Origin of the sequence: Natronococcus pandeyae (assembly GCF_008122205.1) — an archaeon.
In the GTDB taxonomy this organism is placed as follows: Archaea; Halobacteriota; Halobacteria; order Halobacteriales; family Natrialbaceae; genus Natronococcus; species Natronococcus pandeyae.
This window is the reverse complement of the sequence record NZ_PHNJ01000001.1, coordinates 184,250-207,089: the sequence shown is the minus strand read 5'-3', so window position 1 is coordinate 207,089 and position 22,840 is coordinate 184,250. Positions and strand designations below refer to the sequence as shown.

The window sequence follows — 22,840 nt, the reverse complement described above, 5'->3', positions numbered from 1 at the left end:
CTTGAACAGGGGAGACGGTATAGATCTCTTACGTCGAATTCCGTCAGATTTAACTCGAGTTTATCCACTCGAATTCTGGGCAGAGAAAGTTCATACTGGCCGTATAGCGGCATTATCGGAGAAAGGGGTTCGTACGGCAGCGACCCCCGCAGAACGGGCGTTCGATCAGTCGATCAGTTCTTCGGCGACGATCGTCGCGTCCATCAGCCGCGGATCGATCGCGAGGTCGAGCTGTCCGCGAACGAACTCCGGAACCGTGTCTCGAGTGTACGTGACGGCCCGGATCTCGTCGTTCAGATCGCAGGCGATCGGGATCGTCGTCGCCTGGCCGACGTCGGTCAGGACGTAGAGATCCGTGTCGACGATCCCCGCCTCCTCGAGCGAGGGTCGCGAGACGACGCCGTTGACGCGGGTGACGTCGACGCCTTCGGCCTCGAGCGCGTCGCCGATTTCGTCGTCGTCGGGACCGGCGACGATAGCGTTCGTGCTCATTCGTACTCGATGGTCGCGGGTGGTTTGTGCGTCACGTCGTAGACGACGCGCGCAACGTTCTCGTTCTGGCCGGTGATCCGCGACTGGATGCGCTGGAGCGTCTCCCAGTCGATCTCCTGGGCGCGAGCGGTCATCCCGTCGCGAGATTCGACGGATCGTACGGAGACGACCCAGCCGTGAACGCGGTTGTCACCTTTGACGCCCGTCGCCTTGCCGATAACCGCCGCGAGGGCCTGCCAGGGTTCGTACTCCTCGAGTTCCTCCTCGACGACGTGACAGGCGTCGCGGGCGACCTCGAGTTTCTCCTCGGTGATCTCGCCGATCACGCGCACGGCGAGACCGGGACCGGGGAACGGCATGCGCTCGGCGACGATTTCGTCGAGACCGAGGTGGCGTGCGACCTCGCGAACCTCGTCCTTGTAGAGGTCGCGGACGGGTTCGACGATCCCCTCGAAGTCGACGACGTCCGGGAGGCCGCCGACGTTGTGATGGGACTTGATCCCGCCCTCGCTCTCGATGCGGTCGGGGTAGATCGTCCCCTGGACGAGGTAGTCAGCGTCCGACTCCTTCGCCTCGCGCTCGAACTCGCGGATGAACTGCTCGCCGATGACCGCGCGCTTCTCTTCGGGGTCCGTCACGCCGGACAGCGCGTCGAGGAACCGATCCTTGGCGTCGACGATCCGCAGCGACTCCATGTAGTCGAACGTCTCGCGGATCTGGTCAGTCTCGCCTTTACGCATTAGGCCGGTGTCGACGTAAACGGGTGTCAGCTGGTCGCCGATCGCCTCGTAGGCCAGGGCGGCCGCGACGGAGGAGTCGACTCCGCCGGAGAGGGCGATGACGGCATTCGCGTCGCCGATTTCGTTCTCGATCTCTTCGACTGCTTCGGGTACGAACGTGTGTGTCTCGACCATCAGTGGGTTACCTCAGTTTCGTTCTCCGTCGTCGTGTCGTCGTCGGTCTCCGCGCGATCGACCACGGCCTCGAGCAGGCCGAGGAACGGTGGGCTCGGCTGGCCGGGTCGGGACGTGTACTCGGGGTGGAACTGCGTCCCGAGGAAGTAGGGGTGGTCCTCGAGTTCGAGGATCTCCATCCGGTTGCCCGCTGTGCCGGAGAAGACCAGCGACTCGTCGTCGAACTGCTCGAAGTACTCGGGGTTGACCTCGTAACGGTGGCGGTGTCGCTCCGAACAGGAGGTGTCGCCGTACAGTTCGTAGGCGAGCGTCTCGGGTTCGATCACGGTCGTGTGCTCGCCGAGGCGCATCGTGCCGCCCATATCCTCGACCTCGTACTGTTCGGGCAGGATGTCGATGACCGGGTGGGGCGACTCCGTTTCCATCTCCGCGGAGTGAGCGCCCTCGAGGCCGAGCACGTTCCGGGCGTACTCGACGACGGCCATCTGGAAGCCCAGACAGAGTCCGAGGAACGGCACGTCGTTCTCCCGGGCGTACCGGACGGCCTCGATCTTGCCCTCCGAGCCGCGCATGCCGAAGCCGCCGGGAACGATGACGCCGTCCATCCCCTCGAGCTGTCCGTCGTGGCCGTCGGCCATCTCGCCGGCGGCCACCCAGTGAACGTCGACGTCGACGCCGAGTTCGAAGCCGGCGTGTTTCATCGACTCGTGGATCGACATGTACGCGTCCTCGAGATCGTACTTGCCGACCAGTGCGACGTCGACCGTTCCGGTCTTCTCGGACGTGACGATCTCTCGCCACTCCTGGACTCGCTCGCCCTCGGGCAGCGCCCGGTCGGCGAGTCCGAAGTGTTCCAGGACGTACTGATCGAGGCCTTCCTCTTCGACCATCAGCGGAACGTGGTAGACGTCCTCGACGTCCGGGTTCGAGAAGACCGCCTCGGTGGGAATGTCACAGAACAGCGCGATCTTCTCTTTCGTCTCGGGATCGAGTCTATCCTCGCAGCGTCCGACGATCACGTCGGGCTGGAGACCGATCGAGCGGACCTCCTTGACGCTGTGCTGGGTCGGCTTCGTCTTCTGTTCGCCGTTCTTCGAGTACGGGACGAGCGTGACGTGGGTGAAGAGGACGTTCTCCTCGGGTTCCTCGTGGGCGAACTGGCGCAGCGCCTCGAGGTAGGGCATCCCTTCGATGTCGCCGACGGTGCCACCGACTTCGATGATACAGACGTCGGTGCCTTCGGCGGCCTCCCGAATCCGCCGTTTGATATCGTCGGTGATATGCGGGATGATCTGGACCGTCTTCCCGAGATAGTCGCCCGCGCGCTCCTTCTCGATGACGTGCTGGTAGGTCTTCCCGGTGGTGATGTTGTGGTCCGAGGTCATGTCGATGTCGAGGAACCGTTCGTAGTTCCCCAGGTCGAGGTCGACCTCGCCGCCGTCCTCCAGGACGTACACCTCCCCGTGCTGGTAGGGGTTCATCGTCCCCGCGTCGACGTTCAGGTAGGGGTCGACTTTTACGGCGGTGACGTCGAACCCGGCGTTCTTCAGGAGCCGACCGGTGCTCGCGGCTGTAATCCCCTTTCCGAGACCCGACATAACCCCGCCAGTAACGAAGATAAACTTGTTCCCCAGCGAGGGATCATAATGAGTGTCCGATTCCGTCGGCATACCGAGTGTGCGCGCGAGCAGTTGAAAACGATTTCGGGACTGGCCGGGCCTCGAGAGATGATGTCAGTCTCTCGCGTGACACGTCTCTCGTCGCTCGAAAGCCGGCGTCTCGAGCGTCCGGGGCCGGACCTTCGTTACGGCTCTTCGTCCTGCACTTCGACGATCTCGGCCTGCGGGAGGTGTTCGATTCCCCCGCCCATGCGGAGCTGGATCGTCCGCCCCGGGAGATCCGGATCGTCCTCGTCGGTCGGCTCCTGCGGAACGGAGACGGCTGTGACCCCGCTGATCGAGACGTCGCGACGCTGGATCGGGTCGTCCTCGTACTCGACGGTCTCCCACGTCTCGAGGTCGAAGTCGTCGATGCTCTCGCCGAAATACTCCTCGGGCTCCTTGTCGACCGTATCCTCGGTCTGGGATTCGCCGGTCGTCCGGTTGTCGTCGAACTGGACCTCCTCGTGTTTGTACTGCTGAAGATGGACGAGCATACGACACGCCACCACGACCAGTGTGTTAACGCTTGCCGGAGACATAGAAGGCCCCCTCGCTCGCGCTCGCGGAGACCGCCGCCGTTCGGAGTCGCACAGTGACGGGACGACCGGGTGCGGCCTGGCGCACGATCGGTCTGATCGGGACCGTCGACGACCGTCTCCTCGAGACGACCCGGACCGGCGCACCCGAACCGCGGGCCGCGATCGAGGGCGGCGCATCGATGCGCCTCGAGCGAGTCGTCGAGACGTCGAGTCGTGATTTCGGACGGACACGTCAACCGTGTGTATTTTTGCGGGATGACGATGTACCGTGGCGTATGTCCCTCGAGCACCGTCGGCCGGTCGCCGACGCCGAGCCGCCGGATATCGGGTTTCAGGCCGCCTTCGGCTTCTACCTCGGGCTCGTCGCCGGCGGTCTCGTCGCGCTCGTCGGCCTGCTCGCCGACGTCACCACGGCGACGCTGCTCGGAACGTTCCCGACGGTCGTGACGGCGGTGACGCTCGTCGGTCACGTCGTCGCAAAGCGAGCCCACGGCCTCCCCGAGCGGATCGGCCGCCGTCGTCGCCTGCGTCTCGCCTGCTCCCTGCCCGCCGTCGGCTTCGCCGCAGCGGCTGTCGCGCCGAGCGTGACGTCCCTCGAGCACACCGGACGATACCTCGCGTTGATGATCGGGTTCGCACTCGTCCTCGGCGTCACCGCTCTCGGGCTCTCGAGTCTGTGTCGAAACCGGTACGTCGAGGCCATCACTGCCGACGAACCAGCTGTCACGTGGGACTACCGTCCGGCGAGCGCGTTCTCCCAGGGTGGCGTCTGGATCGTCCTCCTGTTTTTCGTGGTCACCGCCGGTGGCGCGAACGCCGCCGTCGGAGACGCGTTCGGCCTGTTCTGGATCGCCTTCGGCGTCGTCATGGCCGTCGTGATCCTGGTCGACGTCGAGTCGAACTCCAACGGGAAAAAGTACTACGGCAAGCGGTTTTCGATCGAGACGACCGCCAACTCCGAGAACGCGCTGGGCGAACTGCACGCTCACGAGCGCGGGATCCGCCTCGACCAGGGCCGCTCGAGGAAGCTCACCCCCTGGGAGAAGATCACCGACGTCGAACTCACCGACGACGAACTCGTCCTCGAGCGCCGGTTCCGGAACCTCCGCTGCGATCGGTCGGCGATCGACGACCCCGAGGCGGTGCTCGAGGTGCTCCTGGAGACGCGAGCGCGTGCCGAAGAACGCGAACAGATGGCGGAGAACTGACGGCGACTACTTGCCCCAGAAGGGGTCCCGGCTGCGCTGCTTGTCGAGGTACATGTTCAGCGCCTCGAGTTCGTCGCCGGGGATCTCGCTGGCGAGTTCCTGCTCGAGAATCTTGCCGTGTTTCTCGGGAATCTCGGTCCAGAGTTCGTCGTCCTCCTCGATCTGGCGGCCGACGGTGGGGCCGTCGATAGCGACCGAGACGCGGTTGCCCGCACGGGCTTCGTCGACGTCCTCGCCCTGCTCCTGGATCCCCTTGATCTGACCGACGCGTTCGGGCTCGTTCCCGTCGAACTTGACGACGTTCGTGTTGTTCTGGATCGTTCCCGAGTTCACTTCGACGCCGACGACCGCGGGGTCGTTCTGGCGGAAGGTGTGATCGGGGAGGATGCGGAACCGGGCGGGTCGGATGATGTTCTCGAGGATCGTGTCCTGCTGGGCGCGTTCGAGTTCGTCGACGAACTCCTCGTACTCGTCGATCAGCTGATAGATAACCTCGTCGGAGAACACCCGGACGTCCTCGATTTCGGCGCGCTGCTCCGCGTCGTCGAGGACGTCGACGTTGAAGCCGAGGATCGCCTGCTGTTTCGTGTCGTCGGCGGTCGAGGCGACCGAGACGTCGCGCGGGGCGATGTCGCCGACCTCCGCACGGACGATGGGAACTTCGGCCTCCTCTAAGGCGTCCGCCATCGCCTCGAGGCTGCCGAGCGTGTCGGCCTTGACGACGACGCCTTCCTCCTCGGTATCGACGGCGATGCTCGCGAGTTCGGCCTCGACTTCCTCGATGACGTCCTCGAGTTCGCGGTCGCGGACGATCCGAACGGGGGCGCCGGCGATCGCCTCTCCGAGATCGGGTGCGGCGACCTTGATCCCGGCTGCCGCGGGCACCTCGTCGACCTTCTCGAACCGGCTCTCGGTGCGGATCTCCGCGAGCGGCCGCGGCTGCAGGAGGGCGCGAACGTCGGTGACGATGGTCTCGTTCGTTCCGCCGACGACGATCGTATCGTCGGCCCGGATCGTCCCGTCGTAGAGGACGATGTCGATCGTCTTCCCGAAGCCTTTCTCGTCTTTGACCTCGAGGACGGTGCCGACGCCGGGGCCGGTGACGTCGATCTCCATCTCCTCTTTCATGTAGCGCTGGGAGAGCCCCATCATCACCGCGAGCAGGTCGGGAACACCCTCGCCGGTCATCGCCGAGACGGGGACGACGCCGACGTTGCGCTGGAAGTTCTGGACCCGCCAGTAGAGGTCCGCGGAGAACTCCTCGTCCGAGAGGTTGCCGATGATCTCGTAGAGGCTCTCGTCTAACCGCGAGCGGACGCGGTCGGACTGGGCCTCGTACGTCGCGTTGATCGGCGAGTCCTCGTTGGCGTTCCAGCCGGGGACGGTGTCGATCTTGTTCGCCGCGACGATAAACGGCGTCTGCGAGCGCTGGAGGATGTCGAGCGCCTCGAGCGTCTGGGGCTGGAAGCCGTCGTTGACGTCGACGACGAGGATGGCGATGTCCGCGAGCGCTCCGCCGCGGGAGCGAAGCGTCGTAAAGGAGTGGTGGCCCGGCGTGTCGATGAACAGCAGGCCGGGGAGGTCGAAGTCGTCGGGATCGACGAGTTCGCCAGCGATCGAGGAGATGACGTCCAGCGGGACGGCGGTCGCCCCGATGTGCTGGGTAATCGCCCCTGCTTCGCCCTCGATCACCGCGGAGCCGCGGATCTTGTCGAGGAGACTGGTCTTGCCGTGATCGACGTGTCCGAGGACGGCAACGATCGGCGTTCGGAGAGATGTAGGGTCGCGCGTATCTGAATCAGACATGGTGACCACCCGAGAAGGTCTTTGCTAAATTGTCCGTAGGACCGTAGTTAAACCCATCGTCACGGTCGCACTGGGTCGTCCACTCCGACCCGTTCGCGCCGCGTGTTTCGATCACGACGACTCGTCGAGATTCCGGAACAGAGGGGACCGACGCGAAGAGGAACGGCGTGTGGGCCACCCACTGCAGCGTTGTCGTGGTCGGTTGTGTTCGTCGGAGCGAGAGTCGGTCGACCAGTGAAAACGGTGGGTTCCCCCGTGGACTTTAATAGTAACTAGTAAGTACGGGGTAGCATGAGCGAGATACTCGCTGAAAATCTCTCGGGGAAGTCCGTCATGGGTTCCGACGGGACGGAACTGGGGATGCTTTACAACATCACGATGGATATCAACTCGGGGGCGCTCCACGACCTCATCATCGAACCCGACGAAGAGCTACCAGACCGGGCGGTCGATTTCGAAACCGACGATGTCGGCCGATTCCTCGTTCCTGTCAACCGCGTTCGTGCGGTGAAAGACTACATCGTCGTCCAGCGCTAACGGTATGTACGTTCTCGACTCCTCGGCTTTTATCCACGACTTCCACACGGCAGAACAGACTGCAACGATCCCACTCGTCCGCGAAGAACTCGAGGACGAGAGCGCCTATCGCTACGACGCGATGGAGGGATCGGGGATGCACGTTCACATCCCGAACGAGGACACCACCGAGAAGGTCCGCCGCGCAGCAAAGGAATCCGGTGATCTCGAGGTCCTCTCGGACACCGACATCCGACTGATCGCTGCGAGTTTCGAACTCGATGCCACCCTCGTCACCGACGACTACGCGATGCAAAACGTCGCCGAAAAGCTCCACGTCGGCGTCGAAGTGATCGCTCGAGACGGCATCGACGAGCAGCGCCACTGGCTGTTCCAGTGTCAGGGCTGCGGGCGAGAGTTCGACGAAGAGAAGGACCGGTGTCCGATCTGTGGTTCGGGGCTGGCCCGAAAGAATCCGACGTAATCAGGCGAGGTAGATCATCGCCATCTGCGCCGCGTTGAAACAGCCGTGGACGACGGCCGGAACGACCAGGTTGTCCGTCCGTTCGTAGACGAATCCGAGCACCAGCGAGAGCCCGAACAGCACCATCAGACTTGCGAGCACTTCGCCAGCGCCGGCCGTCGCGTACGCTGCGACGTGGACCGCCGCGAAGATGACGCTCGTGACGACGACGGCGCCGTACCGCGAGAAGGTGTCGTAGAGCGACTTCTGGATGACGTTGCGGTACAACAACTCCTCGAACGGACCGACGATCAGGATCATCGCGGGAATGATGACGACCAGCAGTTCGGGGTTCTGTTCTGCCTGCTGTGCCGTGCCGTGTTCGGCGGTGTCGACGCCGACGGCGGTCATGAGCAAGGAAATCGCGACGAGCGCGCCGAAGATCATCACCAGTCCGCCGACCGTCCAGAGGATCGACCGAACGCTCGGGCGCTCGAGGTCGAGATACGACAGATCGTGGCCGCGCCACAGGAGGTAGACGGCTGCGATCGAGCCGAGTCCGATCGCGGTCGATGCGTACTGGACGAGTTGTCCGTCGAGTTCCGAGACGCCGCCGCTGAACGTGGTGACGAGCGTGAAGAGGAAGATACTGACGAACGCCATCGAGAGCAGGCCGGCGAACCCGAGCCCCATCATCGTCGAGAAGCGCAGCACGCGACGTATCAGTCCGCGAGGCGAGACGCCGGCGTAATCGGCGGCGGCGATACCGATCGAGCCGCCCGCTGCCACGAACGCGAGAAAGAGCATCGAGACCGTCCACTCGAGTCCGGGGACGGTGACCGGGCCGGATATCCCCTGGTTGAGGGCGTAGCCGGCACAGAGCACGACCAGCAGACTCGAGCCTGCAGCGGCCAGGCCGCCGAGTTCCGGCTCGAGTGCCCCGTGACGGCGGGCGAGAAAGGCGACGACGGTGACGACCGTGAAGGCGGCCGCCAGCCAGACGAACGGATCGTCGACGCCGCCTCGAATGGGAACGAACGCGGCGGCCAGGGCAACGGACGCGGGAACGACGCCGAGCGACGGGACGAGCGAATCGTCGACGGGGTCCTCGGCGCCGGACCGAACTGTCTCGCTCATACCGGAGTGTTCGAGCGAATGCTCATATGGCCTCCGCAATTCGCCAGTGACGATCGGCCGGAACCGACCGCCGAAACCCGAAACGAGTTACTGCTCGATGCGGAGTTCCGTCTTTTCGGCGACGGCCTCGGCCTCCTCGAACTCGCCACCGCCGAGCAGGCCGCGGGTCGCGTTCTTGGCCCACTCGACGGCCGGCTGCTCGAAGGTATTGACGCCGTAGAGTTCGCCCGCGAGCACGCAGGCAGCCTCCATCCCGTACAGCAGGCCGCCGAGTTCGTACTCGTCGACGCGCTCGAGTTCGACTCGCACGTTCGGTCGACCGGCCGCGGCGAGGCTGGCTTCCGTCGCCTCGAACTCCGCCTCGAGGAGTTCGCCGAGACTGGCGTCGCCGAGGTAGGCGAGGTCCTCGACCTCGGTGGCCGGGATCGATCGATCCTCACTCTCTCGCGTCGTGACGAACGTGACGACCTTGTCGCGCGGGCCCGCGCGATAGAGTTGGAGTTGGGAGTGCTGGTCCGTGACGCCGAGCGCGCGCAGCGGCGTCTGTCCGAGGTCGTCCTTCCCGAGGCTCTCGGCCCACAGCTGTGCGAACCACTCGGAGTAGGTCTCGAGCGACTCCGCGTAGGGGACCATCGCGTTCATCCCGGCACCGCGGGCGTCGAGCGCGTAGGCCGTCGCCCCGTAGGCGTAGGCCGGGCAGTCGAACAGCGAGCCGGTAAGGGTCTCGGCTTCGGCGGCCGCCCCTTCGAGCAGCGCCTCGAGGTCGTGGCCACAGACTGCGGCGGCAACCATGCCGACCGCCGAGAGCGCCGAGAAACGGCCCGGAACGCCGTCGGGAACCTTCAGCGACGGCAGATCGTGGCGGTCGGAGAGATCCCGTAGAGGGCCGGAGTCGCCCGTCGTGACGATCGTCCGCTCGGTCCAGTCGACGCCGGCGTCTTCGAAGGCCTCCCGGACCACGAGGAAGTTCGCCAGCGTCTCCGCGGTCGTCCCCGAGCGCGAGACGACGTTGATCGCGGTATTCTCGAGCGGCAGTCCCTCGAGACGGTTCGAGACCCACGCGGGATCGACGTTGTCCAGGTAGACCGTCTCGGTGTCCGAATCCAGTGCGTCCGTGATCGTCGCCGCACCCAGCGCGCTGCCGCCGATACCGACGGTGATCAGCGCCTCGGCGTCGGCGACCGGCTCGACCGCCGCGCGGATTTCGTCCGGGTCGGTTCGCTCGGGCAGGTTCAACGCGGCGTAGCCGTGCTCGCCCTCGGCCATTCCGGTTTCGATACGCTCGTGTGCGTCGGCGACCTGCTCGTCCAGGCGCTCGAGGGAGTCTCGAGAAACGCCCGGGGAGGCGACCGACGCCAACGCGTTACCGATGTCGACGTCCATGCTCGAGAGGGCACCCGCCTGCGGTAAAGACGTTCCGTCACGCGGTGAAAAGTAGTGGCTGTTCATCGTGGCCGACCCCGAGGACGGTAAAGTCGATCTCCACTCACTCTCGTCGCATCCTGTCGGCGGGAGACGGGCTTTCGCTCGACTCGTCCCGCTGTTCCGCACAGAGGAACTGCGTCTCACTCCGGTTCAGCGAACGCTCCTGCGGTGGCGCGCGCTGTCGGCCGGCCGAACGCCAGTGAGGACGGTCAACAACAGTGTGCGAGGGACGAACGAGCGGAGCGCGGCGCGGAGCGCCGCGGACAGGCGAACGGCCAGCGGCCGTGAGCCCGTCAGCGAGTGAGTCGGCTGGGGAGGGTGTGGCGATCCCCTGTGTTCGTGCGAGCAGAGTCTGCTTCTGTAGTTATCATGGCGAAAGCCGTGGCCCCTCCAGTCCTATCCGGCGGTGGTTGGGTAGGGCTGCGGATTCGACGCCGGATGTTCCATTCGCATCTCTGTGTAACGGATCAACCGACTCGAGCCCAAAACCCAGACCGAATACCGAACCCGTATTGCCAATCGCTGCGATCGTCACGGTTCGATGTCGTCGGTGACGATCGCGGTCGCTTCAATCTCGACGAGCAGTTCCGGATCGACGAGCTGGTTCACTTCGACCATACTCGTCGCCGGCCGGATTTCCTCGAACGCCTCCGCGTGTGCATCGCCGACGGCCTCCCACCGCTCGATGTCGGTCACGAAGAGTCGCGTCCGAACGACGTCCTCGAGCGAGGCGTCCGCCCGCTCCAGTGCGGTCCGGACGTTGGTTATCGCCCGGAGCGTCTGGTTGTACGCATCACCTTCGTGGACGATCTCACCGTCGTCGTCCGTCGCCGTCGTTCCCGACACGTGGACGTGGGGGCCGGTACGAACCGCTCGCGAGTAGCCGACCCGCGACTCCCACTCGGTCCCCGACGAGATGCGCGTCCGTTCCATAGGCAACCGCCTCGAGAGATACGCATAAGCGTTCGGTCGAACCGGGGCGTGGTTGTTCGGAACGCAATCGGCTCGATCCGGTTCGACCTCGAGCGACGACACCACACCCGATGTGCGGCTCGCAACGATCCGAAACCCCGAAACCCACCACGCGCCTACGAGCCGCTATGACCGAACAGACGGGCACGTTCGTCGTCACGCACGCCGAGGACGAGTCGGCCGTCGTCCGCGACGTCGAAACCGCACAGGTCCACACCCTCTCGTCGAACCCCGGCCTCGAGGTCCACGACGTCCTCGAGGCGACCGTCGCACCCGAACCGCCCCTCGAGGTCGCCTGGGAGGTCGTCGACGTCGCCGACCGGCGGACGATCGACCTGGTCGACAGCGACCTCGAACCGACTCGACACGAGAAGGACCTCGCGGCCGACGCCGATGTCGGCGACCTGATTCAGGAGGAGCGAGCGGGGACCGGCGAGATTCACGTCTTCAACCTCGAGTCGGACGTCGAAGCCGCCGCGCGGGACGTCCTCGAGGACGAGGAGACGATCGCACGAGCGGCCAGACTCGAGGCGGTCCGCGTCGAGGTGCGTCGCTCTGCCGCCGACGGCGTGTTGAGCGTCCGGTACCTGCCAGACTGACGGGGTTCGGGGTCAGCCCTGACTCGGCCCGCCCTTGCTCTGAACGCGCCAGCTCCCCTGAATGCCACACGCCTCGCGGACCTCGTAGTCGATTTCGGTGTCGTCGCCGACCCGCTCGCCGCCCTCGACGGCTTCGACTCGGAGCGGGACGTCGAGGGTGTTTCCACAGCAGCCGACGCCGACGAACTCTTCCCAGATATCGCCCTCCTCGGCGGCGTCGCGTGTCTTTCGAAGGAACGCCCGAAAGGAGGGCTTCTCGACCTGGAACCGTCCCCAGTCCGAGAGATCGGACGGGTAGGAGACGACGACCCGCTCGGCCGGTTCGGAGAGCGTCGCGTTGGCGGACTCCTCGAGTTCCGCGGACGATCGCGTTGATTCTGGCGCCATACTCCCGCGTACGGACTCGAGGGGCTTCAGGTCGTTGCGTGATCCGAAATTATTCTCACTGAAAAACGCTGCAGAAATTGGGAAGGCTTACACCCGCTGACTACGAGTGGTCCGGTATATGGGGTATTTCGACGTACCGGAGATCGACTACACCCGGTACACCGACCGCCAGCTCGCGGCGGTGCCGCTTGCGGTTCTTGGGGTCGCACTGCTCGTCCTCGCCGGTTCGTTTCTGCTGTTCGGCACACCGGTGCAACTCGGCATGGATTTCGCCGGCGGGACAGAACTTACGGTACAGACGACGACGCCGGAAGAAGACATTCCGGAGGCGTTCGACGAGGACCCGGAGTCGGTCCAGGCCGTCGCCTCGCCTGACGCGGAGAACCAGTACATCGTCCAGTTCACCTCGACCGAACAGGAGGCGCTGAGCGAACAGGCCGAGGCCAACCTGGAGCCGGACGGTGACGCGTCGGTCATCCAGCAGGTCTCTTCGACGTCGGCGAGTTTCGGCCAGCAGACCCAACAGACCGCACTGCTGGGGATCGCCGTCGCGTTCCTCGGCATGAGCGTGCTCGCGTTCCTGCTCTTTCGAACGTTCGTGCCGTCGATCGCGATCGTCGCCTCGGCGTTCTCGGACATGGTGATTCCGCTCGCGTTCATGTCTCTCGCCGGCATTCCGCTCTCGCTCGGGACGGTCGCTGCGCTCCTGATGCTGATCGGATACTCGGTCGACTCGGACATCCTGTTGAACAATCACATCCTGCGCCGGAGCGGTGACTTCTACGAGAGTACCAACCGCGCGATGCAGACCGGGGTCACGATGACCGTCACGTCGATGATGGCGATGCTCGTGATGGGGACCGCCGCGTGGATCTTCGGCGTCGAACTGCTGGCGTCGATCGGGATCATCCTCTTCGTCGGTCTCGCAGCCGACCTGATGAACACGTACATGCTGAACCTGAGCCTGCTTCGATGGTACAAGTTCCACGGGGTGCGATCATGAATCCGATCGCCTTCGTCAAGGAGTACTGGCGGATCCTCCTGTTGACGCTCTTCGTGACCGCCGCGCTCGTCGCGCTGTTCGCCCCCGGCGGCGTCATGGACGACGACACGCTCGTCGAGGATGAGAACGAAACCGTCGAAGACAACCCGACCAACCTCGAGTACGGTCTCGGTCTCGACGGCGGCACGCGAATTAGTGCGCCACCGACCGGGATGACCGCCGACATCGACATCGAACCCGGAGAGGAACGGGAGGTCGAGACGACGCTGTACGAGGAACTCGGTATCGACTCCTCGGACGGGATCGTCCGCTACCACGAGGACGACAACCGGTTCACCGCGGAGGTGTTCGACGGGGACGTCACTCCCGGCGAGTTCGCCGCCGCGCTGCAGGAAGCCGGCGTCGACGTCGACGAAGACGACGTCAATGACGGCGTCACCCAGCAGACCCGCGACGAGATGATCAACACGATCGACTTGCGGATCAACGAGGCGGGTCTCTCCGGCGGGAACGCCTACCAGGAGGCCACCGTCGGTGACGGCTACTACATCGTCACCGAGGTCCCCGGGATGAGCCCCGGGGAGCTCCGTGACCTGCTGACCGAGCGCGGTGACGTCCAGATCGTCGCCTACCACCCCGACGAGAACGGCACCCAGACCAACGAGACCGTTCTCGAGGGCGAGGAGTTCGACAACGTCGGCTCGGCGTCGTACGACGACCGGCGCGACCAGAACTACGTCCCGGTCACGGTCGACAACACCGAGGACGAGGACGGCAACAGCCCCGCCTCGGAGTATCAGGCGGCGATGAACGAGTACGGCTTCACCAGCGACGGGATGGGACAGTGTACCATCCACGACCGCGAAACCGGCGAGTTCGACTTCGATCCCGACAACCCGCAGTGGTGTCTGCTCACCGTGGTCGACGACGAAGTGGTCGACGCCCACAGCATGAGTCCGGATCTCGGCCAGAGCATGGCCGACGGAACCTGGGAGAACGACCCGACGTTCCAGATGATCGTTCCGACCCAGCAGGACGCCCACCAGCTCTCGGTCAACCTGCAGTCCGGTGCGCTGACCGCGCCGCTCGATTTCAGTAGCGAACAGACGTACTCGCTCGAGCCGGCGCTCGCCGACCAGTTCAAGTTCTACTCGCTGATCATCGGCGTGCTCTCGGTGCTGACCGTCAGCGGGATGGTCTACCTGCGCTACAGCGATCCGCGCGTCGCCGCGCCGATGGTGCTCACGGCGCTGGCCGAGGTCGTCATCCTGCTCGGCTTCGCCGCGCTGATACGCATGCCGCTGGATCTCTCCCACGTCGCCGGCTTCATCGCCGTCGTCGGTACGGGGGTGGACGACCTCATCATCATCGCCGACGAGGTGATGGACGAGGGTGACGTCAACTCCCAGCGGGTGTTCGAGTCACGGTTCCGCAAGGCGTTCTGGGTCATCGGCGCCGCGGCAGCGACGACGATCATCGCGCTCTCGCCGCTGGCCGTGTTGAGCCTCGGCGACCTCCGCGGGTTCGCTATCATCACGATCCTCGGCGTGCTCATCGGGGTGCTCATCACCCGTCCGGCCTACGGTGACATCCTGCAGCGGCTGCTGACGGACAAGTAGCGGCGTTCGGTTACTCGATTCGATTCAGCTTCTCACTCGTCTCGACACCGCGGACACCAGTCGACGGTCTCGGCACCGTCGCCGTGAGCGCGGACGAAGTCGAGCGAAACGGGGTTCTCACATCGCGTACAAACTGGCATTACTCTCGCTCTCCTCGTGCATCGCATCGCTCCGACGAGTAAGAGCCCCCTCCCTGCCACTGCAGCCTCGACGATTCGAGTCCGCGCCGTCGGTCGCTACGTCGGAACGACGTTCGAGATTCCGACGCTCTCGAGTATCAGCCAGCCGACGAACACGGCGTACGCGAACAGCAGGAACCAGGCCTCGCGTCGAGATAACAGCATGTCCGTTCGCGCGATGGCGAAGAAGACGGTCGTCGCGAGGACGAGGAACCCCATCATCGGCACGATGTGAGCGAACGTGATCGACAGCGTTCCCGCGACGAGGACGCCGACCGGGACGGCGACGAGCAGGTCGAAGACGTTGCTCCCCAGCACGTTCGCGAGGCTGACCGACGGCCGGTCCGACCGGGCGGCGGCGATGCTGACGAACGCGTCCGGAACGCTCGAGCCGGCGGCGACGACGATCATCCCCCAGAGGAACGCCGGCGTGCCGAAGGTGTCGCCGAGACCGATGGCGGCCCGGACGAGTCCCTCGACGCCGACGACGATGACGACCAGGCCGATCCCGAACCAGAGCCAGGTCCGGAGGCGATCGACGGACGGGTCGGCCTCGGTCTCGTCTTCGGTCGCGTCGAGGTACTGCGTGAAGACGTAGAGGCCGTACAGGGCGAGCGGGAACAGCGCGAGCGGCCGGGTGACCTCACCCTGCAGTCCCCCGCCCTCGAGCGGGTTGTAGATCACCGCCAGCGAGAAGGTGAGCAGGAGCACCGCGAGCGCGAGCATGTAGAACAGCGCCTCCTTGTACACCAGCTCCCGGCTCGTCGAGACGCCGCCGGTTCCGACTAACACCGCGAGCCCCGGAATCACGAGGAGGTTGAACACGGCCGAGCCGACGATGGCACCAACGCCGAGTTCGAACTCGCCGTGGACGAGCGTCGCGAGGAGCACGCTCACCAGTTCGGGCATGCTCGAGCCGATGGCGGCGATGACGGCGCCCTGAACGACCGGCGGAACACCGTAGCCGACCGCGAGCCGGTCCGCGGCCGACTCGAGCCAGGTGCTTCCCTTCCAGACGACGGCCGTCCCGACGGTCGCGAGCGCGAGAAACCAGGCGATATCGAGCACGGTTACTCGTGTATACACGACCGGGATCCCGCATAAAACGGCAACCTGAATCGAAGACGGACGAGAGAGGGAGAGTCAGAACTGCTCGAGTCCCGTCTGCTGGGACTCGGCGAGCACGTTCGTACAGGTCGACCACGACTCGCGGGCGAAAGGCGGCAGTTCGCCCGTCTCGGCGACGTAGCTCTCGAGGAACTCCCGTGTCGTCGGATCGCTCGGATAGCCGCTGCCGACGGAGCCGTACTCGTCGGCTAGCGCGGCCATGTGGGCGTCGCGTGCGACCTTGGCGACGATGCTCGCCGCGCCGACGATCGGATCGTCGTCGTCGGCGCCGTGCTCGGCCACGAGGTCGACCTCGAGTCCGCAGGCGTCGGTCACCCGGCGGGCGAAGCGGTCGGCGTCGGTGTCGCAGGCGTCACAGAGTCCGGAGACGGGTGCCGCGGGTGCGTCGAGGGTCGCCTCGATCGCCTCCGCGTGGGCCCTGACCGCGAGCGAGTTCATGTCCGTCTCGGGATCGTCGATGAGTGCGGGCGGAATCTCGCTACTGCCGACCGCGATTCGGTCGTCCTCGCGCAGCGTCGCCGCCAGTTCCTCGCGGCGCTCGGGTGCGAGTCGCTTCGAGTCCGCGATCCCCTCCGGGAGCACGTCGGGTTCCTCGCAGTGGACGGCCGCGGCGAACATCGAGCCGAGCGCCGGCCCCTTCCCCGCCTCGTCGACACCGAATGGCATGGCTCGAAGGTTGGCAGGCAGGACAAAAGTCGTTCTGACTCGTTCCCACCAAACGCCTTTACTCATCGATGTACAATGTACACATCGTGAGCTCCGAGAAGAAGCGCGTGCAGTTTCGTGCACCCCACCGGCTCGTCGATCGAGCGGACGCGCTCGCGACGGTGTTCGGATCCGATCGAACCGACGTGCTCGTCACGGCGCTTCGCGAGTACCTGCAGGAGGCGACCCACGACGACGAACTCAAACAGGAGATCGCAGCCGCGTACTACGACGACGAGATCACGTTCGATCAACTCTCGGATCTGGTCGGCCGCGAGGAGGCGGCGAACTTCCGCGTTCTGAAGCGGCAACTCGAGGACGGGTACACCGACGAACTCGCCGATCTATAGATGACGGAACTCGTCGCAGATACGTCGGCACTGGTTAGTCTCGGCATCGTCGACGATCACGATCCGTCGCCGATTGCGCTTCTCGATCGAGAGTACGATCTGCTCGTACCGAACGAAGTGGCCGAGGAACTGACCGACGTCGCGTCATACGACGACGAACACGGACGAGCGGCGCAGACGGTCCGAAGCAGCCTCACCGACGACTGCGTTCTCTCCGTCGAACTCGATAGGGAGTTCCCACTCGACGACGGCGAGAACGCAGCCGTGTGTCTGGCGAACGAACGCGCGTCCGAAATTCTCCTGTGCGACGAGTTCAATAGTCTCGGACTGATTCACGCCTCCCTCGCAGATACGCGTCTCGTGACGACGCCGACGCTTCTCTCGGTCTTTACGAAACGAGAGCAACTCTCGCAGTCGACGGCCGCCGCTATTCTGAATACTATCGCCGACGCGCGGAGTTGGGACGGGAACAGCTACGTCCAGCGAGCGCGCTCACAACTCGAGAACGGCTGACGGTTCGCTTCTCAGTCGGATGTCTCGGTCAGTTCATCGCCCTCGTTCCGCGGTTCGTTACGGAAGTACTCCTCGAGTTCGAACGGCTCGTCCTCGCCCTCGACGCCGGTCACGTCCAGGGCCGTCACCTCGGCGTCAGTCTCGAGTAGCCCGGCGAGGCTCGGCTCCGTTCGGCCGTCGTCGCTGCTGACGAGTTCCTTCACGTAGAGCCCGCCGGCGCCGTGGATCCGGACCTCCGCCAGGGTTGGCTCGTGGAGGTCGCCGTCCATCTCGTACACCGTCCGCTCGCGGGTGAGTCCCGCGCGACGGTGATCGACGCGCTGTGGCGTGTACTGCTCGACGGTGGTTCCGGTGAGTTCCTCGAGAGCCATCTCGAACTCCTCTTCGTCGACGGGGTCGGCGAACTCGACGTCGGCGCGGTAGTGCTTGCTCGCGTCGTGTTCTTTGACGCGTTCGACCATCTCGTAGGTCGCCAGCCGCAGCCCCTCGACCTCGACAGCGCCGTCGGCGGCGTCGTTGATCTCGCGCTCGAGCGCCCCGGCGTCGGGGTCCCGGTGGCGGGGGCGCTTGACCTCGAGGACGAACGGTCGGCCGCCCTCGAGCATCCGCGCGTCGACGTCCTCGCGGCCCGCGCCGTGGAAGGTGCCCTCGTCGCCGTCCATGGCCTCGACGACGTGGGGTCTGACGACCTGCTCGACACTGGTGTCGTACATGTAGCCCGAGCCGCCGCAGTAGTCACAGGGCTCCTCGCCGTCGTCGCCAAGCTGGATCCCGCTGCCGCCACACTCCCGACAGGGCCACTCCGTCTGGGGGATATCTCGCTCGAGTTTTCGGTAGCGGCCGTAGACGAACGCCGGGTTGACCTGGACGTCGACCGCGTGACTCGTGACGCTGTCGTCCTCGAGGGTGTCGAACGGGTCGAACGCCTCGAGGTCGACGATGGCGAGGACGTCCGGGCGGTCGAAGTCGACCTCGGCACCGGTTTTCGCGCCGACGCGGCGGCCGACCTCGCGGTTCATCTCGCGTTTCATCGACTCGCCGACGTCCGGTTCGAGGTCCGCGTCCTCCCGGAGGAGGCGTTCGTTCTCCTCGACCAGCGGCGGGACGCGCGTCCCGACCTGGTAGGTGGCGAACTCGACGCCCTCGAGTTCGGCCGTGATCGTCTCGGCAATCGCGTCGAACGTGGCGCAGTAGCCCTCGCAGACCCAGCACGACTCGGGATCGACGGGCTGGAAGTCCTCGTCGTCCTCGAGTGCGATCGTCGTTCGCAGTGCCCGGCCACGCTCGGCGTTGGTCAGTCCGAAACTCCGCTCGGCGAAGGGACGGCCGAGACAGGAGTCACAGATTTCCCCCGTCGAGAGCAGGCCGCGGGCGTCTTCCGTGATCATATGACAGCACTCGGGCACCCGCGGGTAACACGTTTTCCTTTCGGGCGGCGAGGCGACGCGCCGGATCCTCGGATACGACTCCCCGAAGTTGAAATACGTCGACTCCTACCCGTCCACATGGACCAGTACCGACCGGGTCGTCGCGAACTGCTCGCGACGGCGGGGACTGCCGTAGCCGGTCTCGTCGCCGGTTGTGCCGAGCCTCGGACCGACAGCTCGATCGAGGGGAGTTCGTCTCACGGTATCGACCGCGAGAACCGCGCGGACGGATCGACCTACACCGAGGTGTACGACGCGCTCATCGATTCGGTGACGCAGGTCCGGGTCTTCGGAATCGAGGACCCGTTCACCGAGGAGGAGGGCCGGGGCCAGGGCTCCGGCTTCCTCGTCGAGGGCGATTACATCGTCACGAACGAACACGTCGTCGCCGGCGGCGAGGAGATCGACCTCCAGTACATCAACGGCGACTGGACCAGCACCCGCCTCGTCGGACGGGACGTCTACAGCGACCTCGCCGTCCTCGAGGCCGACCACGTCCCCGAGTCGGCGACGCCGCTCGGGCTGACCAGCGACTACCCGGTCGTCGGCCAGGAGGTCGTCGCGATCGGCAACCCGCTCGGACTCGAGGGATCGATGTCGAAGGGGATCGTCAGCGGCGTCAACCGAACGGTTCCCGCACCGCACGGCGAGTTCTCCTTCTCGAACGTCGTCCAGACCGACGCGGCGGTCAACCCGGGCAACAGCGGCGGACCGCTGGTCGACCTCGACGGGAACGTCGTCGGTGTCGTCAACGCCGGCGGGGGGAACAACATCGGCTTCGCGATCTCGGCGGCCCTGAGTCGCCGCGTCGTTCCGGCGCTGGTCGAGGACGGCGAGTACGAGCACGCCTTCATGGGTATCGGGCTCCGAACCGTCGACCGACTCGTCGCCGAGGAGAACGACCTCTCCGAAGCGACCGGCGTCATCGTCACCGAGACGATCTCCGGCGAACCGGCCGAGGGGGTTCTCGAGGGTGCCGACCGATCCGCCCGGCGACGGGGCGAGGAGATTCCCGTCGGCGGCGACGTCATCCTCGCGATCGACGGCGAACCGATTCCGGATCGCCACGCGCTCTCGACGCATCTCGCGCTCGAGACCAGCCCTGGCGACACCATCGCCGTCGAGATTCGACGAGATCGGCGGGAGGAAACCGTCGAACTCACGCTCGGGACGCGGTAACGTCGACTCGAGAACGCCGAACTCGGTGTGTCGGATCGGCAATGAACGGTTCGAACGGTGTCCCTACTAGATCGGGTTCCGATTGTATTCGTCGAAAACAGTGTATAGCGGCCCCATACATGTTGCCGAAGGATACATTCAGCTACGGCTGATTAAACTGTCCGAAATCGGAGCGAACCTGACGCTACCGTTTCGGTTAGCGAGTTTAAATTGTCGATAACAATGGTAGTCTCTCCTGTAAGACTACTCGGCGCGATGGCCGCCTGTCCAACATGACCGACGCTAACGCAAACAACGTGGACGCTCGACGGACGACCACCGAGGACCCGGTGTTCGAACTCGATCACGTCACCATCGAGAACGAGAACACCCCGAACGAGTGCGCCATATTCCCACGAGACGCGACCGAGGACGAGCTGATGACCAACTGGATCGAGGCCCACGACGAGGCGTTCGTCGATCTCGAGTCGATGCGCTAGAGTCATGCACGGATGGAGCATCGTCACTGCAGTTGGCTTCTGGCTCGGGACGATACTGCCGGTCTTCTACCTGCCGGTGTTCATCGCCGGTATCGACTCGGTAGAGACACTAACCCTGCTGCTTGCCCTGCTCATCGTCCACGCGCTCGCGCTCGTCGTCGGTCACGAGTACGACGGTTCGCGGACCCAGTGATCGCGCCGTCGGGTCCCCGCTCGACGCTTCGAATCCACGTCTCGAGGAGAACAATCGGTTCTCGGGCGTAAAGCCCGTGTCTGCCGGCTCCGGTGCTCGAACGGCCCGTCGTCATACGGCATCGCGCTTCGGAGCCGGCATCGTCACCGTTCTATGACCTTACTGCGACGGCTGCCACACCTGTGCCTGCGGCGTGCCGCAGCTATCACAGACTGCTGCAGTGTTGTCCTTGTATTCGTCACGTTCCAGTTCGCCGTCCGGACAGGCTGGACACGGTCGCCCTTCGAGAAGGGCGAGCAACCGCTGGTGTTGCCCGTCAGACGACTGTGGTTTCGACATACTAGACCTAACTGCCGCCTGACGGAGTAGAAACGATTCTGCCTGAGTATGCAATGTAACATAGCTTGAAAGAAAATACTGCTGGCACTGCATCCCTGATATCTTGCTCGAGCAGACTCGAGTCCGAGCTGTCGCCTCGATCGGCGACGGTGGGGAGGAATCGTGGTCCCTATCTCCCCGGTCGGCGTTGTCCCGCTATGCGCCAGTTCGTACTCATCGGTCACGACGTCCCAACCGAGCCGGAGTTCTCGCTCGACGACCTCGCCGGCGGCGCCGGTCGTCTCGACGCGCTCTGTCGGTCGATCACGTCGGCGTTCGTCACCTCCCACGGTATTCGCGAGGACGTCCGGGTCCACCTCGTCGTCCAGGACGAACTCACCATCAGTTTCGACGGGAGCGAGCTCCGGCGGCTGAACCCCGACGAGCGATCCACCGCCGCGCTGGTTCGCAAGGCCCTCGAGCACCGCGACGAGGCCATCGGCGCGCTCCCGGCCGAGCCAAGCCCCGGCGTCGAACTCTATCGCCGCGGGTTCGAGGAGACCCTCGAGGAGATCGCCGACGAGGGAGCCGTCGTCCAGCTTCACGAGGACGGCGAGGCAATCGTCGAGGTGGAGGGCCTCGAGAATCCAATTTTCGTGCTCTCGGACCACCACGATTTCACGGCTGAAGAAGCCGAGTTGCTGTCGGCGGCAGCCGACCAGCGGATCCGGCTGGGGCCGGAGTTGTTGCACGCCGACCAGGCGATCACGGTCGCCCATCACTACCTGGATACCGGCGGCTACGAGGAGTTTTAGGAGGTCGTTAGTGGGGGGTCGCTCGAGGTCGAGAACCGCTAGCAGGCGACCCGATACTGGCTTTCGGAAGCGTTAAACGAACAGGCGTCCATATCTCGAGATGCGGGCCGGTGGGGTAGCTTGGTATCCTTCGGCCTTCGGGTGGCCGTAACCGCAGTTCGAATCTGCGCCGGCCCACTTTTCCCGCACCGCAAAACGAGGAGCGACGCGTGGCGCGAAGCGCCACGTTATTGCGAACGGCGAAGCCGTGAGCGCAGCGAGCGGTCTGCGGTGCGGGGAAATGGATCCAAGCAGATTCGAGCCAGCAAACCGAGCGAAGCGAGGTTTGCGCTGTTCGAATCTGCGCCGGCCTACTACTCATCCTTAGATCAAGTTACGGGAAATAGATTGATTCATCGACTCAAGGAAAATCAGCGCGTGTCTCCAAGGAGACAGAGCCAAAAAATCACACCATCCCGCGTGGAATGATGAATACTATGAAGAACCACACCCAATTCAGCCATTTGTTCCACATATTCGAAATGTCTTGCGACAGATTAGAGAAACGGTCCAATTGACTGTTGAGTGACTTAGTCGTCAAGAATACTCCGCTCATGATGATAGTTAGACCAACTGTACTTAATCAGTTAGAAAAGAACGGAAGCTGCGTAAGCGCAAGAAACGGTGACGATGAAAAATGTGCTATAATTATTTTTGAATAGTTCAGTGTTGGACTCTCCATTTCTGACGGGATATAATCAAACGTTCGCCATCCTGCTTCGAGGTAATAGAAAGTACCCAAGAAAACAAGACCAATCATCGTTGCAGAAATCG

The 22,840-nt window shown here is 64.5% G+C and carries 26 protein-coding genes and 1 tRNA gene; 13 read left to right on the top strand and 14 right to left on the bottom strand.

Features of this window, described 5'->3' with window-relative positions:
* Nucleotides 1-165 precede the first annotated feature (165 nt).
* The 4 genes from CV102_RS01050 to CV102_RS01035 form a co-directional block, all read right to left on the bottom strand.
* Complete coding sequence (locus CV102_RS01050; protein WP_148855938.1) at nt 166-492, bottom strand: DUF7126 family protein; 327 nt, start codon at nt 490-492, stop codon at nt 166-168.
* Nucleotides 489-1,406, bottom strand: coding sequence for a glutamine-hydrolyzing GMP synthase (gene guaA / locus CV102_RS01045; RefSeq protein WP_148855936.1), 918 nt, complete (start codon nt 1,404-1,406; stop codon nt 489-491). The genes CV102_RS01050 and guaA overlap by 4 nt, the downstream gene beginning before the upstream one ends.
* Nucleotides 1,406-3,076, bottom strand: a complete 1,671-nt coding sequence (pyrG, locus tag CV102_RS01040; protein WP_148855934.1) for a glutamine hydrolyzing CTP synthase — start codon at nt 3,074-3,076, stop codon at nt 1,406-1,408. Before pyrG ends, guaA begins: the two co-directional genes overlap by 1 nt.
* Before the next feature lie 134 nt (nt 3,077-3,210).
* Nucleotides 3,211-3,561, bottom strand: coding sequence for a hypothetical protein (locus CV102_RS01035; protein ID WP_148855932.1), 351 nt, complete (start codon nt 3,559-3,561; stop codon nt 3,211-3,213).
* A gap of 98 nt (nt 3,562-3,659) precedes the next feature.
* On the opposite strand from CV102_RS01035, the gene CV102_RS01030 reads away from it, so the two are divergent.
* Nucleotides 3,660-4,814 (top strand): hypothetical protein, encoded by a 1,155-nt coding sequence (locus tag CV102_RS01030; protein WP_233710606.1) that lies wholly within the window; start codon nt 3,660-3,662, stop codon nt 4,812-4,814.
* A 6-nt stretch (nt 4,815-4,820) separates the two neighbouring features.
* Here CV102_RS01030 and infB read toward each other — a convergent pair whose 3' ends face one another.
* Nucleotides 4,821-6,620 (bottom strand): translation initiation factor IF-2, encoded by a 1,800-nt coding sequence (gene infB / locus CV102_RS01025; protein WP_148855930.1) that lies wholly within the window; start codon nt 6,618-6,620, stop codon nt 4,821-4,823.
* 291 nt (nt 6,621-6,911) lie between these two features.
* Here infB and CV102_RS01020 point away from each other — a divergent pair, with 291 nt between their 5' ends.
* Nucleotides 6,912-7,157 (top strand): PRC-barrel domain-containing protein, encoded by a 246-nt coding sequence (locus tag CV102_RS01020; protein ID WP_148855928.1) that lies wholly within the window; start codon nt 6,912-6,914, stop codon nt 7,155-7,157.
* Nucleotides 7,158-7,161: 4 nt separating this feature from the next.
* Nucleotides 7,162-7,620: an NOB1 family endonuclease gene (locus CV102_RS01015; protein WP_148855926.1), complete on the top strand. Its 459-nt coding sequence runs from the start codon at nt 7,162-7,164 to the stop codon at nt 7,618-7,620.
* Here the strand turns inward: CV102_RS01015 and CV102_RS01010 are convergent, their stop codons facing one another.
* The 3 genes from CV102_RS01010 to CV102_RS01000 form a co-directional block, all read right to left on the bottom strand.
* Nucleotides 7,621-8,736, bottom strand: coding sequence for a CPBP family intramembrane glutamic endopeptidase (locus CV102_RS01010; RefSeq protein ID WP_148855924.1), 1,116 nt, complete (start codon nt 8,734-8,736; stop codon nt 7,621-7,623).
* An 87-nt stretch (nt 8,737-8,823) separates the two neighbouring features.
* On the bottom strand, nt 8,824-10,119 hold the full coding sequence (locus tag CV102_RS01005) for a glucose-6-phosphate isomerase (protein ID WP_148855922.1): 1,296 nt from the start codon (nt 10,117-10,119) through the stop codon (nt 8,824-8,826).
* 573 nt (nt 10,120-10,692) lie between these two features.
* Nucleotides 10,693-11,094: a RidA family protein gene (locus CV102_RS01000; protein WP_148855920.1), complete on the bottom strand. Its 402-nt coding sequence runs from the start codon at nt 11,092-11,094 to the stop codon at nt 10,693-10,695.
* 167 nt (nt 11,095-11,261) lie between these two features.
* On the opposite strand from CV102_RS01000, the gene CV102_RS00995 reads away from it, so the two are divergent.
* A complete protein-coding gene (locus tag CV102_RS00995) occupies nt 11,262-11,732 on the top strand; it encodes a DUF5812 family protein (RefSeq protein WP_148855918.1) in 471 nt (156 codons plus the stop codon).
* A 12-nt stretch (nt 11,733-11,744) separates the two neighbouring features.
* On the opposite strand, the gene CV102_RS00990 is transcribed toward CV102_RS00995, so the two are convergent.
* A complete protein-coding gene (locus tag CV102_RS00990; RefSeq protein WP_148855916.1) occupies nt 11,745-12,119 on the bottom strand; it encodes a hypothetical protein in 375 nt (124 codons plus the stop codon).
* 118 nt (nt 12,120-12,237) lie between these two features.
* Here CV102_RS00990 and secF point away from each other — a divergent pair, with 118 nt between their 5' ends.
* Nucleotides 12,238-13,122, top strand: coding sequence for a protein translocase subunit SecF (gene secF / locus CV102_RS00985; RefSeq protein ID WP_148855914.1), 885 nt, complete (start codon nt 12,238-12,240; stop codon nt 13,120-13,122).
* Nucleotides 13,119-14,741 (top strand): preprotein translocase subunit SecD, encoded by a 1,623-nt coding sequence (locus CV102_RS00980; protein ID WP_148856528.1) that lies wholly within the window; start codon nt 13,119-13,121, stop codon nt 14,739-14,741. The genes secF and CV102_RS00980 overlap by 4 nt, the downstream gene beginning before the upstream one ends.
* Before the next feature lie 32 nt (nt 14,742-14,773).
* Here CV102_RS00980 and CV102_RS27355 read toward each other — a convergent pair whose 3' ends face one another.
* The 3 genes from CV102_RS27355 to rnhB all read right to left on the bottom strand — a co-directional run bounded on the left by CV102_RS27355 (nt 14,774) and on the right by rnhB (nt 16,714).
* Entirely contained in the window at nt 14,774-14,881 is a 108-nt protein-coding gene (locus CV102_RS27355) for a DUF7563 family protein (RefSeq protein WP_449289623.1), read from the bottom strand.
* Nucleotides 14,882-14,977: 96 nt separating this feature from the next.
* Complete coding sequence (locus CV102_RS00975; RefSeq protein WP_148855912.1) at nt 14,978-15,988, bottom strand: sodium:calcium antiporter; 1,011 nt, start codon at nt 15,986-15,988, stop codon at nt 14,978-14,980.
* Nucleotides 15,989-16,063: 75 nt separating this feature from the next.
* Nucleotides 16,064-16,714, bottom strand: coding sequence for a ribonuclease HII (gene rnhB, locus CV102_RS00970; protein ID WP_148855910.1), 651 nt, complete (start codon nt 16,712-16,714; stop codon nt 16,064-16,066).
* Nucleotides 16,715-16,800: 86 nt separating this feature from the next.
* On the opposite strand from rnhB, the gene CV102_RS00965 reads away from it, so the two are divergent.
* Both CV102_RS00965 and CV102_RS00960 read left to right on the top strand, forming a co-directional pair.
* Nucleotides 16,801-17,103 carry a hypothetical protein gene (locus tag CV102_RS00965; RefSeq protein ID WP_148855908.1) on the top strand — a complete coding sequence of 101 codons (303 nt, stop codon included), beginning with the start codon at nt 16,801-16,803 and terminating at the stop codon, nt 17,101-17,103.
* The gene (locus CV102_RS00960; protein WP_148855906.1) at nt 17,104-17,616 is read left to right on the top strand and encodes a hypothetical protein; all 513 of its coding nucleotides are present in this window, start codon (nt 17,104-17,106) and stop codon (nt 17,614-17,616) included. It begins immediately after the preceding gene.
* A gap of 11 nt (nt 17,617-17,627) precedes the next feature.
* On the opposite strand, the gene CV102_RS00955 is transcribed toward CV102_RS00960, so the two are convergent.
* Nucleotides 17,628-19,004, bottom strand: a complete 1,377-nt coding sequence (locus tag CV102_RS00955) for a tRNA pseudouridine(54/55) synthase Pus10 (protein ID WP_148855904.1) — start codon at nt 19,002-19,004, stop codon at nt 17,628-17,630.
* 117 nt (nt 19,005-19,121) lie between these two features.
* On the opposite strand from CV102_RS00955, the gene CV102_RS00950 reads away from it, so the two are divergent.
* The 3 genes from CV102_RS00950 (at nt 19,122) to CV102_RS00940 (ending at nt 20,894) form a co-directional block, all read left to right on the top strand.
* Entirely contained in the window at nt 19,122-20,222 is a 1,101-nt protein-coding gene (locus CV102_RS00950; RefSeq protein ID WP_148855902.1) for a S1C family serine protease, read from the top strand.
* A 272-nt stretch (nt 20,223-20,494) separates the two neighbouring features.
* A complete protein-coding gene (locus tag CV102_RS00945) occupies nt 20,495-20,701 on the top strand; it encodes a DUF7511 domain-containing protein (RefSeq protein ID WP_148855900.1) in 207 nt (68 codons plus the stop codon).
* Between the two features lie 4 nt (nt 20,702-20,705).
* On the top strand, nt 20,706-20,894 hold the full coding sequence (locus tag CV102_RS00940) for a hypothetical protein (RefSeq protein ID WP_148855898.1): 189 nt from the start codon (nt 20,706-20,708) through the stop codon (nt 20,892-20,894).
* 159 nt (nt 20,895-21,053) lie between these two features.
* Here the strand turns inward: CV102_RS00940 and CV102_RS00935 are convergent, their stop codons facing one another.
* Complete coding sequence (locus CV102_RS00935) at nt 21,054-21,233, bottom strand: HVO_A0556 family zinc finger protein (RefSeq protein WP_148855896.1); 180 nt, start codon at nt 21,231-21,233, stop codon at nt 21,054-21,056.
* A gap of 197 nt (nt 21,234-21,430) precedes the next feature.
* On the opposite strand from CV102_RS00935, the gene trmY reads away from it, so the two are divergent.
* Both trmY and CV102_RS00925 read left to right on the top strand, forming a co-directional pair.
* Entirely contained in the window at nt 21,431-22,027 is a 597-nt protein-coding gene (gene trmY, locus CV102_RS00930) for a tRNA (pseudouridine(54)-N(1))-methyltransferase TrmY (RefSeq protein WP_148855894.1), read from the top strand.
* A 104-nt stretch (nt 22,028-22,131) separates the two neighbouring features.
* Nucleotides 22,132-22,204, top strand: a tRNA-Pro gene (locus tag CV102_RS00925).
* Nucleotides 22,205-22,840 lie beyond the last annotated feature (636 nt).

Coding starts and splice junctions, on each gene's coding strand:
- CV102_RS00995 (WP_148855918.1), top strand. CDS start 11,262: ATGACCGAACAGACGGGCACGTTCGTCGTCACGCACGCCGAGGACGAG.
- guaA (WP_148855936.1), bottom strand. CDS start 1,406: ATGGTCGAGACACACACGTTCGTACCCGAAGCAGTCGAAGAGATCGAG.
- CV102_RS01035 (WP_148855932.1), bottom strand. CDS start 3,561: ATGCTCGTCCATCTTCAGCAGTACAAACACGAGGAGGTCCAGTTCGAC.
- CV102_RS01005 (WP_148855922.1), bottom strand. CDS start 10,119: ATGGACGTCGACATCGGTAACGCGTTGGCGTCGGTCGCCTCCCCGGGC.
- CV102_RS01000 (WP_148855920.1), bottom strand. CDS start 11,094: ATGGAACGGACGCGCATCTCGTCGGGGACCGAGTGGGAGTCGCGGGTC.
- CV102_RS01050 (WP_148855938.1), bottom strand. CDS start 492: ATGAGCACGAACGCTATCGTCGCCGGTCCCGACGACGACGAAATCGGC.
- pyrG (WP_148855934.1), bottom strand. CDS start 3,076: ATGCCGACGGAATCGGACACTCATTATGATCCCTCGCTGGGGAACAAG.
- CV102_RS27355 (WP_449289623.1), bottom strand. CDS start 14,881: ATGCCAGTTTGTACGCGATGTGAGAACCCCGTTTCGCTCGACTTCGTC.
- CV102_RS00960 (WP_148855906.1), top strand. CDS start 17,104: ATGACGGAACTCGTCGCAGATACGTCGGCACTGGTTAGTCTCGGCATC.
- trmY (WP_148855894.1), top strand. CDS start 21,431: ATGCGCCAGTTCGTACTCATCGGTCACGACGTCCCAACCGAGCCGGAG.
- CV102_RS00935 (WP_148855896.1), bottom strand. CDS start 21,233: ATGTCGAAACCACAGTCGTCTGACGGGCAACACCAGCGGTTGCTCGCC.
- rnhB (WP_148855910.1), bottom strand. CDS start 16,714: ATGCCATTCGGTGTCGACGAGGCGGGGAAGGGGCCGGCGCTCGGCTCG.
- CV102_RS01020 (WP_148855928.1), top strand. CDS start 6,912: ATGAGCGAGATACTCGCTGAAAATCTCTCGGGGAAGTCCGTCATGGGT.
- CV102_RS00950 (WP_148855902.1), top strand. CDS start 19,122: ATGGACCAGTACCGACCGGGTCGTCGCGAACTGCTCGCGACGGCGGGG.
- CV102_RS00940 (WP_148855898.1), top strand. CDS start 20,706: ATGCACGGATGGAGCATCGTCACTGCAGTTGGCTTCTGGCTCGGGACG.
- CV102_RS01015 (WP_148855926.1), top strand. CDS start 7,162: ATGTACGTTCTCGACTCCTCGGCTTTTATCCACGACTTCCACACGGCA.
- CV102_RS00945 (WP_148855900.1), top strand. CDS start 20,495: ATGACCGACGCTAACGCAAACAACGTGGACGCTCGACGGACGACCACC.
- secF (WP_148855914.1), top strand. CDS start 12,238: ATGGGGTATTTCGACGTACCGGAGATCGACTACACCCGGTACACCGAC.
- CV102_RS00955 (WP_148855904.1), bottom strand. CDS start 19,004: ATGATCACGGAAGACGCCCGCGGCCTGCTCTCGACGGGGGAAATCTGT.
- infB (WP_148855930.1), bottom strand. CDS start 6,620: ATGTCTGATTCAGATACGCGCGACCCTACATCTCTCCGAACGCCGATC.
- CV102_RS01010 (WP_148855924.1), bottom strand. CDS start 8,736: ATGAGCGAGACAGTTCGGTCCGGCGCCGAGGACCCCGTCGACGATTCG.
- CV102_RS00980 (WP_148856528.1), top strand. CDS start 13,119: ATGAATCCGATCGCCTTCGTCAAGGAGTACTGGCGGATCCTCCTGTTG.
- CV102_RS00990 (WP_148855916.1), bottom strand. CDS start 12,119: ATGGCGCCAGAATCAACGCGATCGTCCGCGGAACTCGAGGAGTCCGCC.